At 72.2% G+C, this 15,110-nt stretch carries 12 protein-coding genes, 1 tRNA gene and 1 pseudogene; 3 read left to right on the top strand and 11 right to left on the bottom strand.

All coding sequences use genetic code 11. The features are described 5' to 3' along the window. The first annotated feature begins 332 nt into the window (after positions 1-332). Complete coding sequence (locus ACIRPK_RS14335) at positions 333-1,208, top strand: shikimate dehydrogenase (RefSeq protein WP_403037703.1); 876 nt, start codon at positions 333-335, stop codon at positions 1,206-1,208. Positions 1,209-1,294: 86 nt separating this feature from the next. Here ACIRPK_RS14335 and ACIRPK_RS14330 read toward each other — a convergent pair whose 3' ends face one another. Then, on the bottom strand, positions 1,295-2,461 hold the full coding sequence (locus ACIRPK_RS14330; protein ID WP_403037700.1) for an IS701 family transposase: 1,167 nt from the start codon (positions 2,459-2,461) through the stop codon (positions 1,295-1,297). A 347-nt stretch (positions 2,462-2,808) separates the two neighbouring features. Here ACIRPK_RS14330 and ACIRPK_RS14325 point away from each other — a divergent pair, with 347 nt between their 5' ends. Further along, complete coding sequence (locus ACIRPK_RS14325) at positions 2,809-3,681, top strand: ScbR family autoregulator-binding transcription factor (RefSeq protein ID WP_403037697.1); 873 nt, start codon at positions 2,809-2,811, stop codon at positions 3,679-3,681. Here ACIRPK_RS14325 and ACIRPK_RS14320 read toward each other — a convergent pair. Together ACIRPK_RS14320 and ACIRPK_RS14315 are read right to left on the bottom strand one after the other, a co-directional pair. Beyond that, complete coding sequence (locus ACIRPK_RS14320; RefSeq protein WP_403037694.1) at positions 3,618-4,601, bottom strand: NAD-dependent epimerase/dehydratase family protein; 984 nt, start codon at positions 4,599-4,601, stop codon at positions 3,618-3,620. The two genes, ACIRPK_RS14325 and ACIRPK_RS14320, sit on opposite strands and share 64 nt — an antisense overlap. A 2-nt stretch (positions 4,602-4,603) precedes the next feature. Further along, complete coding sequence (locus ACIRPK_RS14315) at positions 4,604-5,533, bottom strand: ScbA/BarX family gamma-butyrolactone biosynthesis protein (protein WP_403037691.1); 930 nt, start codon at positions 5,531-5,533, stop codon at positions 4,604-4,606. A 492-nt stretch (positions 5,534-6,025) separates the two neighbouring features. Here ACIRPK_RS14315 and ACIRPK_RS14310 point away from each other — a divergent pair, with 492 nt between their 5' ends. Then, on the top strand, positions 6,026-6,688 hold the full coding sequence (locus tag ACIRPK_RS14310) for a ScbR family autoregulator-binding transcription factor (protein ID WP_403037688.1): 663 nt from the start codon (positions 6,026-6,028) through the stop codon (positions 6,686-6,688). Between the two features lie 75 nt (positions 6,689-6,763). Here ACIRPK_RS14310 and ACIRPK_RS14305 read toward each other — a convergent pair. The 8 genes and pseudogenes from ACIRPK_RS14305 to ACIRPK_RS14270 all read right to left on the bottom strand — a co-directional run. Further along, positions 6,764-7,240 (bottom strand): annotated as a pseudogene (locus ACIRPK_RS14305) (shikimate kinase); the annotation flags it as partial. 53 nt (positions 7,241-7,293) lie between these two features. Continuing rightward, entirely contained in the window at positions 7,294-9,246 is a 1,953-nt protein-coding gene (locus ACIRPK_RS14300; RefSeq protein ID WP_403037685.1) for an anthranilate synthase family protein, read from the bottom strand. 46 nt (positions 9,247-9,292) lie between these two features. Next, positions 9,293-9,928: an isochorismatase family protein gene (locus tag ACIRPK_RS14295; protein WP_403037682.1), complete on the bottom strand. Its 636-nt coding sequence runs from the start codon at positions 9,926-9,928 to the stop codon at positions 9,293-9,295. Between the two features lie 171 nt (positions 9,929-10,099). Then, positions 10,100-10,873: a 2,3-dihydro-2,3-dihydroxybenzoate dehydrogenase gene (locus ACIRPK_RS14290; RefSeq protein ID WP_403037680.1), complete on the bottom strand. Its 774-nt coding sequence runs from the start codon at positions 10,871-10,873 to the stop codon at positions 10,100-10,102. A gap of 80 nt (positions 10,874-10,953) precedes the next feature. Further along, positions 10,954-12,129 carry a 3-deoxy-7-phosphoheptulonate synthase gene (locus tag ACIRPK_RS14285; protein ID WP_403037677.1) on the bottom strand — a complete coding sequence of 392 codons (1,176 nt, stop codon included), beginning with the start codon at positions 12,127-12,129 and terminating at the stop codon, positions 10,954-10,956. Between the two features lie 428 nt (positions 12,130-12,557). After that, positions 12,558-12,986 (bottom strand): transketolase-like TK C-terminal-containing protein, encoded by a 429-nt coding sequence (locus ACIRPK_RS14280; RefSeq protein WP_403037853.1) that lies wholly within the window; start codon positions 12,984-12,986, stop codon positions 12,558-12,560. 157 nt (positions 12,987-13,143) lie between these two features. After that, positions 13,144-13,231 (bottom strand) — tRNA-Ser (locus tag ACIRPK_RS14275). Between the two features lie 60 nt (positions 13,232-13,291). Beyond that, the gene (locus ACIRPK_RS14270; RefSeq protein WP_403037674.1) at positions 13,292-14,998 is read right to left on the bottom strand and encodes a S1C family serine protease; all 1,707 of its coding nucleotides are present in this window, start codon (positions 14,996-14,998) and stop codon (positions 13,292-13,294) included. Between the last annotated feature and the right edge of the window lie 112 nt (positions 14,999-15,110).

Raw genomic sequence — 15,110 nt, 5'->3', positions numbered from 1 at the left:
TTGCACCGTCGACGAATTGACGGTGCATTGGATTTCCGGAGCGGAGAAATCCGCCTGCTTCCGCCGCCGCCTTCGAACCCGTTCGAACCGCGCCGCCGGCGGCGAAAGTCCGGCGTCGCGCGGCGGAGATCGTCCGGACCCCGACCGGCGCCCGGGGCCGCCATTCTGACGGTTTCGGGGGGCGACTTCGTCAGGTCGTTCGCGAAGGTGACTCTGTGTCAACCCGGTCAACCGCTCCAGGTACCGAGTACCTATGGTGGGGGGGCAACGGGGACGACATTCGGAACTCAATGGTCCGGGCAGGCGTTCCCCTGGCGAAAGGAGCACCACCGATGCGCACCGAACAGCCACCCGTGCTGGAGAGCAGCGTGCCGCCTCGCCAGACGGCCCGCCGCGCGGCGGTACTCGGCTCCCCGGTCGGCCAGTCGCTCACCGCGGTCCTGCACCGCGCCGCCCTCACCGCGATGGGTCTGGACTGGAGCTACCAGAGCATCGAGTGCGACGAGACCGGCCTGCCCGGGGTGCTGGCGGGATCCACCGCCGGCCTGGCCGGGCTCTCCCTGGGCATGCCGCTGAAGCGCGCCGTGCTGCCGCTGATCGACGAGGTCAGCGACCTCGCGCTGGACGTCGGCGGCGCGAACACCGTGGTCTACCGCCGCGGCCGCAGCCACGGCGACAACACCGACGTGTACGGGATGCTCACCGCACTGCACGACGCCGGGGTCACCTCACCCGGCTCCGCGGTGGTGCTCGGCGGCGGCTCGACCGCCTGCTCGGCGCTGGCCGCCCTGCGGGAGCTCGGCGTGCTGGAGCCCGCCGTGGTGGTCCGGGAGCGCAGCCGCGCGGCCGAGGCCACGGCGGCGGCCGGCCGGCTCGGCATCGCGGTGGACGTGCACACCTTCGGGCAGCTCGACGAGCTGCTGCCCGGGGTCGGGCTGGTCGTCTCGACCCTGCCGGCCGGGGCGGCCGACACCTTCGCGGCAGCCGTGATGCACTCCCGCGCGGCGGTCTTCGACGTGGTCAGCTCGGCCTGGCCGACCCGGCTGGTGAAGGCCGCCGGTTTCGCGGGCTCCACCGTGGTCGACGGCCTGTCCTTCGCCGTCCACCAGGCCGCCAGACAGCTGGAGTTGATGACCGGCCGGAGCGACGTCCCGATCCAGGCGATGCGCCGGGCCGGCCAGGCCGAACTGCTGCACCGGGCGGACTGACCGCTCGGCCGCGCCCCGGCGCGGCGGCCGCCGGCCAGGGTCTCCTCCGGGCCGCCGCCCCCGCACACCCTCCGCGCCCGCCGTCATCAGGCCGACAGCTCCTGGGACTTGTCGAAGCCCTGCCGCCGCGCGGTGGAGAGCACCGAGATCGCGTGCGCCACCGAGCAGAGCGTCGCGTGGCGGTGCCAGCCGGCGTACGAGCGGCCCTCGAAGTCCCGCATCCCGACCCGTCCGCTGACCTCGCCGAAGTCCTTGGCCACCCGCCGGGTGAGCCGGCCCAGCCGGAGCAGGGCCACCGGCGGCACGTCCACCAGGTTGGAGAGCCAGAGCTCGGCGGGCCGTCCCTTGGCGCCCGACCAGCCGCCGACCAGGGCCAGGGCCCGCTCCGGCGCGGCCACGGTACCGGGCCGGCGGATCGTCGGCATGGTGACCCTGGTCCCGCTGACGAGTATCGACCTGGTGATCGAGTACTCCGGGTCCACCCAGCCGACCGGACGGGAGAACCGTTTCGCCCATTCGATCAACTGCTGGGCCTGGAAGACCCGTTCACCCCGCCCGGGCAGACTGCCGTCGAAGCCGACCAGCCGGGTCGAACCGCTCACCCGCATCACGAACGGGACGTTGCGGCGGCAGAACTCCTCGACCAGGACCGTCGCGTCGAGCTCCCGCGCGTCCAGCACGGCCGGGCGGCGGCGCAGCCCCCAGTCCGGCCCGGCCAGCTCGACCACGCTGTTCACCGCGCACAACTCCGGTGTGGTGGCCGAGACTTCGTCCGGGATCTTGGCGCGCTTGCGGCGCTCCTCGTTGGCCAGCCAGTCCGCCGGGAGCACCAGCCCCCAGTTCACCGGGGCGCTCATGTCCTCGCTGGCGAGCCACACCCCGTACGCCTGCTGGCTGTTGACCACCCGGCCGAGCTCGGTGCGGAAGGACTCCTCGACGCCGACCGAGTGCTCGCCGGCCTTCGGGATCGCCATCGAGTTGAGCACCCAGGCCTGCGGCAGCAGCACCCGGTCCAGGTGCTTGCCGAGCGCCTGGCGGACCGGGCCCCAGCGCCAGGAGGAGTCGCTGATGAAGTGGTGCAGGCTCTGCTCGGCGGCGCCGTAGCCGGCCACCGCCGCCAACGCCCGCATCGACTTGCGGCCCTGCACCGAGAGCAGCCCGGAGATGTACCACTCGCCCCTGGCGCGCTGGTCACGCCGCTTCAGCGAGGCGAGCATCCGGCGGGAGAACTCCGTGACGAAGTCATCCGCCACATCTCCCCAGATGTGCTCAGGAACGTTCTTGTCGCTTACACCTTCCACAGCCCCCGTCCCCTCTTCTGCGGTCGCGAACCTGGCGGGCTCCGAGCGCCGGATGGCGACGATGAGCCAGATGCGAGGTGCTGGTGATGGATACGATACAGAACCGACTGGTTGGTTTCATCTACTTCGTCATCTTGGCACGACCTCGGTCGGACCACAACGTCCGGGCGGTCCCGACCTGATGCAGCATACTAGATACCGCCCAGTTGGTTTGTTACGATGCGATACAACCACTTGAACTGTCGCCCGGACCGCCCGCAGGGGCCGGTCGGCGACCGACTCCCCGAGGGAGACCCTTGATGCCCCGTCAGGAACGGGCGCAGCGCACCCGCCGACTACTCATCGCGGCCGCCTCGGCCTCCTTCGACCAGGCGGGCTTCGCCATGACGGGCCTGAACGACGTGATCCGGCCCACCGGCATCTCCAAGGGCGCGCTGTACTTCCACTTCGGTTCCAAGGAGCAGCTCGCCGAGGCCGTGATGGCCGCGTCCCGGGACGGGCTGCGCGAGGCGATCCGCTCCGCCCGGCACTCCAGCGACTGCCCCCTGCAGTACCTGATCGACCTGAGCCACGGCCTGGCCAGGAGGCTGGCCGAGGACGTGGTGTTCCGGGCCGGCCTCCGGCTCACCGAGGACGGCGCGCTGGCCGAGAGCCTGCGGCCCAACCCGTACCCGGGCTGGGCGCTGATGATCGACCGGCTGCTGAGCCGGGCGGCGGCCCGCGAGGGTCTGCGGCCCGAGGTCAGCACGGCCGAGAGCGCGGCCCTGCTGGCGGCGGCCGGCGCCGGGGTGGAGACGCTGGCCCGGCGGGACCCGGACTGGCTCAGCCCCCGGATGATCTCGCTGCTCTGGCAGGCCCTGCTGCCCGCCCTGATCACCCAGGAGCGGCTGGCCGGGCTGCGCACCACGCCGGTCGAGCACGAGCGGGCCGCCCTGCCAGCGCCGGGCCGGGCGCACCCGACCGGCGAGCCGCCGGCCCGCCGGGAGCCGAAGCTCCCGGCGACGGGCCGGCCGCCGCAGGCCGTACCGGTCATCCGGGTCGGCCAGGACGCGCCCGGAACGCCGGACGGCCGGCCTCGGATCGAGGCCGGCCGCGCTGTCGCTCCCGGTCATCCGGCCATGCTGGCCGACGCGCCCGAGGGCGGCAGCAGTTCGCGGTACCACGGGACGTGAGCCGGGAACCGGGCCGCCAGGCCCGGGCCCGGGTCACAGCCGGTCCGCCGCCAGAGCCGGTCGCTCCGGTATCGGTGCTCGACCGCCAGCAGGGACAGCCGCCGTCCCCACGGAGCCGGCCCGACGCCCTCCAGCAGCCGTCGGGCCTCCGCCACACTGATCTCGCCCGAGGGCAGCGGCCGCCCCAGGGCAGCGCAGACCAGGGTCGCCAACTCCCGGACGGCGACCGGCTCCGGGTGGCTGGCGTGGTAGATCCGACCGCCCGGCACCGGCCCCCAGGGCTGCCGGGCCAGCGCCGCGATCGGCCTGGCCAGGTCCTCCACCGCGATGGCGGACATCCGCGCCCGCCCACCGTCGATCCAGTGCGGGATCCGGTCCAGGAGTTCCACCAGCGCGGGGATCACCCAGGTGTCCCCCCTCCCGTAGACCAGGTGCGGCCTGATCACCACACCCCCCGCCGCGAGGACCGCGCGCTCGGCCGCCAGCCTGGTCCTGCTGGTCTCCGAGGAAGGCACCAGATCGGGCTGATACTCCGTCAAGTCCTGGTGCACGCCGTCCTGGTAGACCGCCGTGGTGCTGAGCAACAGCACCCGCCGGACCCCGGCCCTGGCGGCTTCGGCGAGCAGCGCCTTGGTGCCGAGTTCGTTCACCCTCCGCAGCGAGTCCGGGTCACCACCGATCTGGGACGCGAGATGGACGAGCGTGTCCACACCTTCGCAGGCGCCGTACAGGGAGGCGGCGTCGGCGAGATTCCCGTGGAAAGGCTGAACGGTGCCGAATTCGGCAGCGGGCAGCGACCGGCGGTTCGTCAGCACTCTGACCGGATTCTCCGGGGTCGCCCCGGCCGTGAGCAGCCCGAGCACCCGGCTTCCGATGAATCCGGTGCCGCCGGTGAGCAGAATGCCTTTCGGCAGTTCCATCGTCAGCCGGCCTTCCGGACGAGCAGGGATTCCTCCCGGGATTCCTCCCGCATGATCTGCCGGGTCATCAACTGGCCGGTGGCCACCGACACCCCGTCCTGCTCCACGGTGATCCGGACGCTCATTTCGCCGTTCGGGCCGATCGGCCCGGGGAATGCCTTGACGATGACCGGCAGGTCGAGTTCCGCGTAGCGGACGAAATTGGTGTCCATCTCGAACGGGGCCACCGCGGCCGCCCCGGCGACGCTGTTGGCCGCCTGCCGCATCGCCTCGACGATCACCATGCCCGGCACGTGGTCGACCGGGTGGTCGAACAGCACCGGGTGCCGGCGGTCGGCCTGCAGCCGCCAGGTGTACCACTCGCCGGTCGGCACCAGCACCGAGTTGGCCTTGTCCTCCTGGTACTCGCCCTGCGGCGGCACCAGGTCGGGGAAGCGCTGGGACAGCTGGGGCGCGCGGAGCCGGGCATAGGTGTCGGGAGCCATGCAGTCCATCCTTAAGGTCCCCACACCCAGCCGGGTGGCACCACGGTGGACGACCGTCTCGTACTGCATTCCGGCCATGATTCCCCGGCGGAACCGGATGTCCTGGCAGGTCGCACTGATCGTCAGATTGGCCGGGGTCTGGCCGACCACCATGGCGGTCGGCTCGGCCCGGTACGACAGGCTCCAGAGCAGGAACGGGTAGTCCGTCGGAACTCCGTACCCGGCATGGGAGATCAGCATGGCTGACTGCCTGATCGTCTCGGCCAGCAACAGCGGGTCATAGCATCCTGCGACGGGCCGGTAAAAACTGTGTGTCCGCGGCCACTGGGCCCCCAGCAGAAACCGGTCCGCGCCGGTCTTCCGCCACCCGGTGAGCATGACCTCGGATATCGAGGCCCGGTGTACGAAACGCCGCGGCACAGTCTGCTCGTGGAGCTCCGGATCCATTTGGTCCGTTCCTGCCGACTGCGGCAGGCATCCGATTTCCGACAGCACTGACCCCATGTGCAATCTCCCCCAGGGATGGGTATTGAGTCGGCCACCCAATGGGCAGGCGGACTCGTGACGGCGGTCGGATGCTGTCCGAACCGCCGGGTAACCTCGGTGCGTGCGAACGTCGCGGAACCTACGGAGGACGCGAGGCTCAAAACAAAACCTGCTCCGTAGCCATTCATCGTGCACGCTGCCGCGCCAGGATAGGCTTTGGCAGCAGTCGTCGATCGACTCAGTCGTAGGTTCAGACGCAGTCGGTCGGCAGCGGCCCCGGGACGGGCCGCCCGAGCAAGTCGCATGCGAAGCACGTGGATCGACCAGACAGAAGCCTCGCCCTCCTCGGCCACTCATCGCGCCAAGCCCTGGTGCGCCCTCGCTCCAGGCAACGATAGAGTACCATCCGGTCGGTTTGTAGTGTGAGGGTGCGCACCAAGAAACAGGAGAACGATGGCTCAGCAGGCACGCGCAGTACACACCCGGCAGCAGATCCTGAACGCTGCTGCCCAGGTCTTCGCCAAGCGGGGGTACGCGGCGGCCACGATGGCCGAGATCCTGACCGTCGCGGGTCTGACCAAGGGCGCGGTGTACTTCCACTTCGCCTCGAAGGAGGAACTGGCTCTCGCGGTCACCGAAGCGCAGTCACCCTGGCTCGAGGAGCTCGACCTGGCGAGCGGCAGCTTCCAGAGCGTCATCGACCTGACCATCGCGTACGCGCGCGCGCTGCAGAACGACCCGATCATCCGGGCCACCGTCCGTCTGGTGATCGAGCACGGCGCCTTCGACAAGCCGCAGATCGAGGCCTGGGAGGTGAACATCAACCTGGTCCGGGACCTGCTGCTGGCCGCGCGGGAGGACCTGCTGCCGGGGGTGGACATCGCGGTGGCCGCGCCGACCATCACCTCCTCGTTCACCGGTATCCAGCTCACCTCACAGGTGCTGACCGGCCGGGCCGACCTGCTGGAGCGGGTGGCCGGCTGGTGGGCCCTGCTGGTGCCCGGGCTGGTGAAGCCGGAGCTGGTCCGCTCGCTTGAGCTCGGCGGCTCGGCGAGAACCACCGCCCACCTCACACCCGAGCGGATCGCCCGCGCCTCGGTGCGCCGCCGCGCCTGACCGGCCCGCTCCCCGGGGGCCGGCCTCGGCCGGCCCCCGGGGAGCGGGCCGGTCGGCCAGCAGGGTGACGATCCGGGCCACCACCAGATGGCTCCGGCCACCGGCCGGGACGGTCCAGGTGGCCAGCCGGCGGTAGATCGGGTTCCGCACCGCGAGCAGCGTACGCAGCCGGCCCTCGGGGTCGTCGGCGAGCAGCGGCCGGGTCGCGGCCGTGCCGATCCGGGCCGCCAACTGCTGCGGGGACACCGCCAGATGGACCACCCGGTGATGCCGCAGCAGCCGCTGGGTGGACTCCTCCAGCACCGCGCCGCCGCCGAGCGCGAGCACCCCGGGGTGTCCGGCCAGCGCCCGGTGCACCGCCTTGCGTTCGCGGACCCGGAAGTGCGCCTCGCCCTCCCGCTCCAGGATCTGCCCGATCCCGCACCCGGCCGCGCGCTCGATGTCGGAGTCGGTGTCCCGGAACGGGACCCCGAGGTACCCGGCGAGGGCCCGCCCGATGTGGCTCTTGCCCGCTCCGGGTGGGCCGATCAACACGACGACCGGACTGCTCATTTCAGGTCCCAGTGAACTCGAGGGCCGACAACGGGGCGGGCTGGCGCGCTGGTTCAGCGGCCGATCGGTGCGCCGAGCCCGGCCGGCGCGGGGCGTCGGCCGACCGGCAGGGCGAGCAGCATGCCGGTGATGACGCGCAGCCCGTCCCGGCTGAGCACCGACTCCGGGTGGAACTGCACCGACCGGAAGCTCGGGCCGCGCAGGGCGTGGACCTGCCCGGTCGCCGGGTCCCGGCTCACCTCGACGGTGCCGAGCGGGAGTTCGACCACGTCCCGGTCCGCCCGGCCGGCGAAGGTGTTGTAGAAGCCGACCCGTTCGGCCCGGCCGAACAGGTCGATGGTCCTGGCCACCCCCTGGTTCGGCCGGTCCCGGCGGACCAGGTCGAAGCCGAGCACCCGGCAGAGCACCTGGTGGCTCAGGCAAACTGCGAGGAACGGCCGTCCGGTGGGAAGGAGTTGGCGGACCGCGCGCTCCAGGTGGGCGATCTTCGGGTGGTCCGAGTCCTGCGGGTCGCCGGGGCCAGGGCCGAGCAGCACCAGGTCGTACCCCTCGACGCTGTACTCCTGGTCGAACCGCCGGACCGTGACCGCGAGGCCGAGGGCCCGCAACTGGTGGTCCCACATCGCGGTGAAGGTGTCCTCGGCGTCCAGCACCAGCACCCGACGGCCGATCAGTTCGGCCACCGGGTGGCCGCGTTCCCCGGCGGCGGTCAGCCAGAACGGCGCCAGCCCGACGTTGCGCTCCCGCAGTGCGTCGAGCACCGCCGGGTGGGCCGCGAACTCCGTCGGCGCGGCGGCCCGTTCCGGGGTCCGCCGGCGCGCGCCGAGCGCGGTCAGCAGGCCGGCCACCTTGGCCGCCGTCTCGGCCACCTCCGACTCCGGGTCGGAGTCCCGGACCAGGGTGGCCCCCACCCCGATGGTCAGCCGGCCGCTCGCGGAGATGTCGGCCGTCCGGATCAGGATCGAGGAGTCCATCGTCCGGCCGCCCTCGGCATCCCGGCCGATCAGCGCGGCCACCCCGCTGTAGTAGCCCCGGCCGCGCGGCTCGTACCGGCGGATCACCTTGGCGGCGCTCTCCAGCGGGCTGCCGGTGACGGTCGGCGCGAACAGCGTCTCGCGGAGGATCTCGCGCGGGTCGCGGGAGGTCTCCCCCTCGATGAAGTACTGGGTGTGCGCGAGCCTGGCCATCTCCAGCAGGTGCGGGCCGGTCACCCGGCCGCCCGCCTCGGTGATCCGGGCCATCATCTTGAGTTCCTCGTCCACCACCATGTAGAGCTCGTCGGCCTCCTTCGCGTCGGCCAGGAAGGACAGCACCCCGGTCAGCGTCGGCCCGGTCCCGGGGTAGCGGTAGGTGCCGCTGATCGGGTTCATCACCGCGACCCCGCCGGAGAGGCTGAGGTGCCGCTCGGGGGTGGCCCCGACGAAGGTCCGCACCCCCGTGCGGATGACGAAGGTCCAGTACGCGCCGCGCTCCCGCTCCAGCAGCCGGCGGAAGAAGGTCAGCGCGGCGGCCGGGGTGTAGTCGGAGATGTCCGCCACGAAGGCCCGGCGGATCACGAAGTTGGCGCCCTCGCCGGTGCCGATCTCGTTGGCCAGCACCCGGCGCACCACCTCGGCGTACGCCAGGTCGTCGACGTCGTACCGGCCTTCGGCCAACTCGATGTCCAGATCCGGCAGTTGGCCGAGCAGCTCGGCCAGCGGCACCGAGTCCTGCTCGGCCACGCCGAGGGCGAGCAGCGGGGCGCCGTCGTCGGCGACCGCGAAGCCGCGCTCGGCGATCTGCCGGTACGGGACCACCGCGAGCACCTCGTGCTCCGCCCGGCCGGTGGCCGGGCGGCCAGGCGCCAGCGGGAGGTCGGCCAGCCGGGACAGCTCGGTCACCGTGCCGCCGAGCACGTCCACCCGGTCCGGCGAACCGCTCACCGGGCGGTACAGCAACGCGAACTCGGGCTGCCGCCCGGTCAGGATCCGGCTCAGCAGCGCCTCACCCACCGGACTGTCCGTCATGTCCCGCTCCTCAAAGGCTGATGGTCGACTCGTACGCGGATCAGGCTCAGCCGAGGTCGGCGAGCACGGCCTTGGTGCTGACCGCCATCCCGCACCGCTCGGCCACCCAGCTCAGCGCCAGGCGGTGGTACTCCAGGCTGAAGTCGGCGACCGCGTCACCGACCAGGAAGGGCTGGACGTCGTGGCTGTAGGCGTCCAACGCACTGGCCAGCACCCCGACATGGGCGTACACCCCGCAGACGATCAGCTGGTCCCGGCCCTGCTCGCGCAGCGACTCCAGCAACGGGGTGCGGTGGAAGGCGCTGTAGCGCCACTTGGTCAGCACCAGGTCGCCCGGCCCCGGCCCGATCGGCTCGACCACCTCCCGGTCCGCCGCCGAGGGATTCATCCCAGGGCCCCAGAAGTCGGCGAGCAGGCCGCGCTGTTCGGAGGTCATGCCCCCCGGCTGCGCGGTGTACGCGACCGGGATCGCCAGCTCGGCGGCGCGTGCCCGGAGCAGCGTCACGTTGGCCACCAGCTCGGTGACCGGGGACTCGCCCGCCGGGAAGGGCCTGAGGAAGTACCGCTGCATGTCGTGGATCAGCAGCACGGCCCGCCGCGGATCGACCGTCCACCGGGCGGTGTTCTCGGGCAGGTCGCCCTGTTGCGGCATCGGGTACGGGCTGATGGTCGGGATGGCCATCCCGGCGTCCTCTCAAATCTCGTGGCACCGTGTGGAGTTGACGGTTTCGATAACCGACGGGCGGCGGGGGGCGACGGGCTGGTGGGGCAGCCCGCCGCCGGGGTCGGCCGGGGGTGGGGCGCCCGGGCCGGGGTCGGGCGGTCGGTCCAGCGGCAGGACGGGCGGGCCGGCTCAGTGGCCGAGGGCCGCACCGCCGTCCACGGTGAGGTCGTGCATGGTGATGTGGGCGGCCTGGTCCGAGAGCAGGAACAGCACCGCGTCCGCGATGTGCGACGGCTGGGCGATCCGGCCGAGCGGGATGCCGACCCGGTAGGCCGAGGCCACCCCGTCGATGGAGGCCTGGGCGGCGCTGTCGTCCTCCCAGAGCGCGGACAGCATCGGGGTGTCGGTCGAACCCGGCGCCACCACGTTGCAGCGGATGCCGAACTTCGACACCTCCAGGCCGAGGCACTTGGTGAACATGGTGGCCGCCGCCTTGGAGGCCGCGTATGCCGACATGTCGACCCGGGCGGTGCCGGCCGCGTTGGACGCCACCGTGACGATCGCGCCCCGTCGGCCGCCGGCCACCATCCGGTTGACAACCGCCCGGGAGATGAAGAAGACCCCGGTGGTGTTCACCGCGAAGGTGGCGGCCCAGTCCTGGTCGGTCAGGTCCTTGGCGGCGCCGAGCCGGAGCACCCCGGCGCCGTTGACCAGGTAGTCGATACCGCCGAGCTGCTGCTCGACGGCCCCGACCACGGCCTCCACCTCGGCGCTGTCCGTCACGTCGGCCGGGAACGCCTCGGCTCGGCCGCCCGCGTTGCGCAGTTCCTTGGCGAGCGCCGTCAGGCGGTCCCCGTCCCGGTCGACCAGGGCCACCGTGACGCCACGTTCGGAGAGCGCGCGCACCACGGCTCCGCCGATTCCGCCGGCCGCACCGGTGACCAGCGCGACCCTGTTTTCCATTCCATGGACACTCATAGCGACCCCAAAGCCCGAGGATGATCGACCGCTGCCGGCCGGTAATGACTGATCCGCAGAGCCGTTCAGCCCCGCCAGGCCGCCGCGACCTCAAGTGCCTGCCCCGGGTTGAGCCGGGGGTCGCAGAAGCTCGTGTACTTGTCCCCGATGTGCGCCAACTGCCTTTCGTCCGAAGCGCATTCGGTGACCTGGTCCGGCGTTGCCTCCAGGTGCAGGCCGCCCGGCACCGCGCCGACGCTCAGCAGGGCGAGCTGGAACCGGCGCACCTCGTGCACCACCGTCTCGACCAGCCGGGTCTTCAGGCCGCCGGGCCCGTTCACCGTGTTGCCGTGCATCGGGTCGGTCAGCCAGACCACCGGGTGGCCCGCCGCCTTGACCGCCGCGGCCAGCGCGGGCAGCCGGTCCTCGACCAGGTCGGCGCCCATCCGGGCGATCAGGGTGAGCCGGCCGGGCTCACGGCTCGGGTCGAGCCGCGCGCAGAGCGTCAGCAGGTCCGCGACGCTCAGGTCCGGGCCGACCTTGCAGGCCACCGGGTTGGCCACCGTGGCGAGCAGCGCCACATGGGCACCGTCCAACTGGCGGGTCCGGTCGCCGATCCAGGGCAGGTGGGTGGAGGCCAGGTAGACCCGGCCCTGGTCGGTGCGGCGGAGCAGCGGCACCTCGTAGTCGAGCAGCAGTGCCTCGTGGCTGGTCCACACCGGGGCCCCGGCGGCCGGCAGACCGGCCGCCGAGCGGGCCCGGAGCGCGGCGAACGCGGTCGCCGCCGCGTCGTAGCCGCTCAGCAGCCGGCCCGGGTCAGGGCGGCGCAGCTCCGGGTCGGGCTCCGGACTGTTCACCAGGTGCCCCCGGTAGACCGGGAGTTCGACCCCGTTGACGCTCTCGGTCGGACGGGACCGCGGCTTGCCGAACTGCCCGGCCAGCCGGCCGATCCGGACCACCGGACGCAGGGTGTTCATCGACACCACCCCGGCCAGCGCGTCCAACAGGCCGACCTTCCGGGCCACGTAGCCCGGCTCGCACTCGGCCGGATCCTCGGCGCAGTCCCCCGCCTGGACCACCTGGAGCCGCCCGGCCGCCACCTCGGCGAGCAGGGCGCGCAGCTCGATCAGCTCGGCGAAGCTCACCAGCCCCGGCCGGTCGGCCAGTTCGCCGGTGGCCTCGGCCAGCTGCCCGCGGTCCGGCCAGGAGGGCTGCTGCTGGGCCGGGAGCGACTTCCAGTAGTCGAGTTCGCTCTCCGACAACGGCGGACCGGACTCGGCCGACCGTGCCGCAATGACGTCGCTACTCACTCAGAAACCTCCGTGGTCGTTAATTCCTCAGCTGCCCGGAAAGTGCGGCTGCGAATACCGCCGCTGTGTTCCTGAACCGGTGCGGAGGGCAACCTTTCTTGAGTCTGGACAGGACAAACCACGAGGTCAACGGCGTGTTTCGAACTCCGTCAGGTGTCCGGCACTGTGTCATTGAATACCATCCGGTTTGGTTTTTTCGGAAAAGCCGACGCACCATGGTCGAATTCCCGGCCGGCCCGGTTCCGACATAGTCGAAGCGATGTGTCGTCAGATCCCCGCCGAGGGTGGCACGCGGTGCCGCGGCTCCCGCCGGCCCCGGGCACGACGAAGCGCCGCCCGGACCAGCCGGACGGCGCTGCGCGATGGTGGGTGACCGAGGGTCAGGCGGCCCGTTCCCTGGCCTTCGCCAGACTGCGGCGGGCCTGGGCGGCGATCCGCTCGGGGGTGAAGCCGAGCTGTTCGTACAGCGTCCGGTACGGCGCGGACAGTCCGGACCGGTCGAGCCGGACCGCCACCCCGGCCTCGCCGGCCAACGCGTGCCAACCGAGCACGGCCCCCGCCTCCACCGACACCCGGACCACAACTCCCCTCGGCAGCACGGCTTCCCGGTAGGCAGCGGGCTGCCGCTCGAACCGCTCCGCGCACACCATCACCACCACCCGGGTGGCGATCGCGTCACCCTCCAGGATCTCCCGGGCCCGCAGCGCCACCGCCAGCTCACCCCCGGTCGCCAACAGCACCACCGCGGGCACCCCGGAGCCCGCCTCCATCAGCACGTACCCGCCCCTGCTCGGTCCCCGGGTCTCCATCACGTGGTCGGTCCTCTCCGGACGGCGGGCATGGCCTACCAACCCACTGTCCCCACCCGCCCACTGACCCACCATCAGCCCATCCCGACTGCGTCAACTCCCCCGTAGAACGCCGACGGCCCCCGACCAGCAGGACTGGTCGGGGGCCGTGCTCCGGCGGAGAGTGTGGGATTTGAACCCACGGTGAGGGGTTACCTCACGACAGTTTTCAAGACTGGTCCCTTAGGCCGCTCGGGCAACTCTCCAGGCGGAGGTCAGCCTAACGGGTCCGGTGGGGTTCCGTGCACACCGTTTTGCCGGTGGGGTCAGTTGTCACCCTTGCGTTCGCCCAGGGTGACGGTGGTCTTGGCGGCCTTGCCGTCGCGGGTGTACTCGACCTCGACCTTGTCGCCGGGCTTGTACGTCCAGATCTCGCTGACCAGGGTCGGGCCGCTGTCGATGACGTGGCCGCCGAGCTTGGTGATCACGTCACCGGCCTTGAGGCCGGCCTGGTCGGCGGGGCCGTTGGGGGTGACGGCGGCGCTGTCGCCGACCGCGGAGCTGCGGATCTGCGCGCCGTCGCCCTTGTAGTCGTCGTTGCGCAGCACCCCGAGGATCGCGTAGACCGGCGTGCCGGTCTTGATCAGGTCGCCCGCCACCCGCTTGGCCTGGTTGATCGGGATGGCGAAGCCGAGACCGATCGAGCCGGCCCGGCCGTTGCTGCTGCTGTTGGACTGGATCGCGGAGTTGATGCCGATCACGGCGCCCGCGGCGTCCAGCAGCGGACCACCGGAGTTGCCCGGGTTGATCGAGGCGTCGGTCTGCAGGGCGTTCATGTAGGAGGACTGGGCGCCGGTCTCGTCGCCGGAGGCCACCGGGCGGTCCTTGGCACTGATGATGCCGGTGGTGACGGTTCCCTCCAGGCCGTACGGGGCACCGATCGCGACGGTGGCGTCGCCGACCGCGACCTTGTCGGAGTCACCGAGCGGCAGCGGGACCAGCTTGTCCTTCGGCGGGCTGTCCAGCTTGATCACGGCCACGTCGTAGCCCTGTGCCCGGCCGACCACCGAGGCCGGGTAGGACGAGCCGTCGGAGAACTTGACGGTCAGTTTGCCGCCGCTGGCCGCCGGGGCGACCACGTGGTTGTTGGTGAGGATGTGGCCCTCGGTGTCGAAGACGAAGCCGGTGCCGGTGCCGGACTCCTGCGAGCCCTGCGCCTTGATGGTGACCACGCTCGGCAGCGCCTTGCCGGCGATGCCCGCGACGGACTCCGGCGAGCGGTTGATCGCCTGCTTGTTCTCGCTGGCCTGGACGGTGGTGCTGCTGCCGCGCCCTGACGAGGAGTTCGATCCGCCGTCCCGGTCGCTCACCGCGGCGCCGATCGCGCCCCCGGCCAGACCGGCCAGCAGGGCGACGGCCGCGACCAGCGCGATCAGCCCGCCGCGCTTGCGGCGGGGGGCCGGGGCGGCACCCGAGCCGAACGGCTGGCCCGGCAGGCCGGGGCCGCCCGGACCGTCGAGGCCACCGGGCGGGGTGCCCCAGCTGCCCAGCGGGGTGCCCGCGCCGAACGGGTGATGCGGTGGCTCGGCGGCCGGGTGGGCCGGCTGGGTCGGCTGGGCCGACTGCACCGGCGGCAGCTCGGCGGCCAACGCGGCCGGAGCAGCCGGGGCCACCGGAGCGGCGTACGGGTTGCCGGCCTGAGCCGGCGGCGGCACCTCCGGGTGGGCGGCAGGCGCGGGCGCGGCCGGCGGCGGCGCGTCCAGGTAGGACGGCGCCGCGGGCACCGGCGGCGCGGGCGGCAGCACCGGCGGCGGTGCGTCGAGGTAGGACGGGGCGGCCGGGGCCGGCGGCGGGGTCACCTTGCCGAAGGCGACCGTCGGCGTCGGCTCGGCGGCCGGCGGGGCCGCCGCCGGGACGGCAGGAGCAGCGGGGACATCGGCCGACACGCTCTCAGCCGGACTCACCACCCCCTGGCCCGTGGAGGTGCGCTCCTCCTCGGGCCCGGTGGACCCACTCGCGTGCTCGGTGCTCACGGACGACCTCCATAGCTGACAGAACCTTGGTCCACAGTTTTTCGTATGCGTGATTCGGTTGTCGTATGGGGCCCGGTGAAGAACTCTTAAGAATCCTTACCCGTTCCCGACA

Source organism: Kitasatospora sp. NPDC101801, from assembly GCF_044766665.1.
Taxonomy (GTDB): domain Bacteria; phylum Actinomycetota; class Actinomycetes; order Streptomycetales; family Streptomycetaceae; genus Kitasatospora.
Note: the sequence above shows the minus strand (reverse complement) of the source record. Positions and strands in the feature narration are given on the sequence as shown.

Excerpts from the sequence above, each read along its gene's own strand:
- ACIRPK_RS14310 (WP_403037688.1), top strand. The coding sequence starts at position 6,026 with ATGGCTCAGCAGGCACGCGCAGTACACACCCGGCAGCAGATCCTGAAC.
- ACIRPK_RS14295 (WP_403037682.1), bottom strand. The coding sequence starts at position 9,928 with ATGGCCATCCCGACCATCAGCCCGTACCCGATGCCGCAACAGGGCGAC.
- ACIRPK_RS14335 (WP_403037703.1), top strand. The coding sequence starts at position 333 with ATGCGCACCGAACAGCCACCCGTGCTGGAGAGCAGCGTGCCGCCTCGC.
- ACIRPK_RS14290 (WP_403037680.1), bottom strand. The coding sequence starts at position 10,873 with ATGGAAAACAGGGTCGCGCTGGTCACCGGTGCGGCCGGCGGAATCGGC.
- ACIRPK_RS14315 (WP_403037691.1), bottom strand. The coding sequence starts at position 5,533 with ATGGATCCGGAGCTCCACGAGCAGACTGTGCCGCGGCGTTTCGTACAC.
- ACIRPK_RS14320 (WP_403037694.1), bottom strand. The coding sequence starts at position 4,601 with ATGGAACTGCCGAAAGGCATTCTGCTCACCGGCGGCACCGGATTCATC.
- ACIRPK_RS14280 (WP_403037853.1), bottom strand. The coding sequence starts at position 12,986 with ATGGAGACCCGGGGACCGAGCAGGGGCGGGTACGTGCTGATGGAGGCG.
- ACIRPK_RS14300 (WP_403037685.1), bottom strand. The coding sequence starts at position 9,246 with ATGACGGACAGTCCGGTGGGTGAGGCGCTGCTGAGCCGGATCCTGACC.
- ACIRPK_RS14325 (WP_403037697.1), top strand. The coding sequence starts at position 2,809 with ATGCCCCGTCAGGAACGGGCGCAGCGCACCCGCCGACTACTCATCGCG.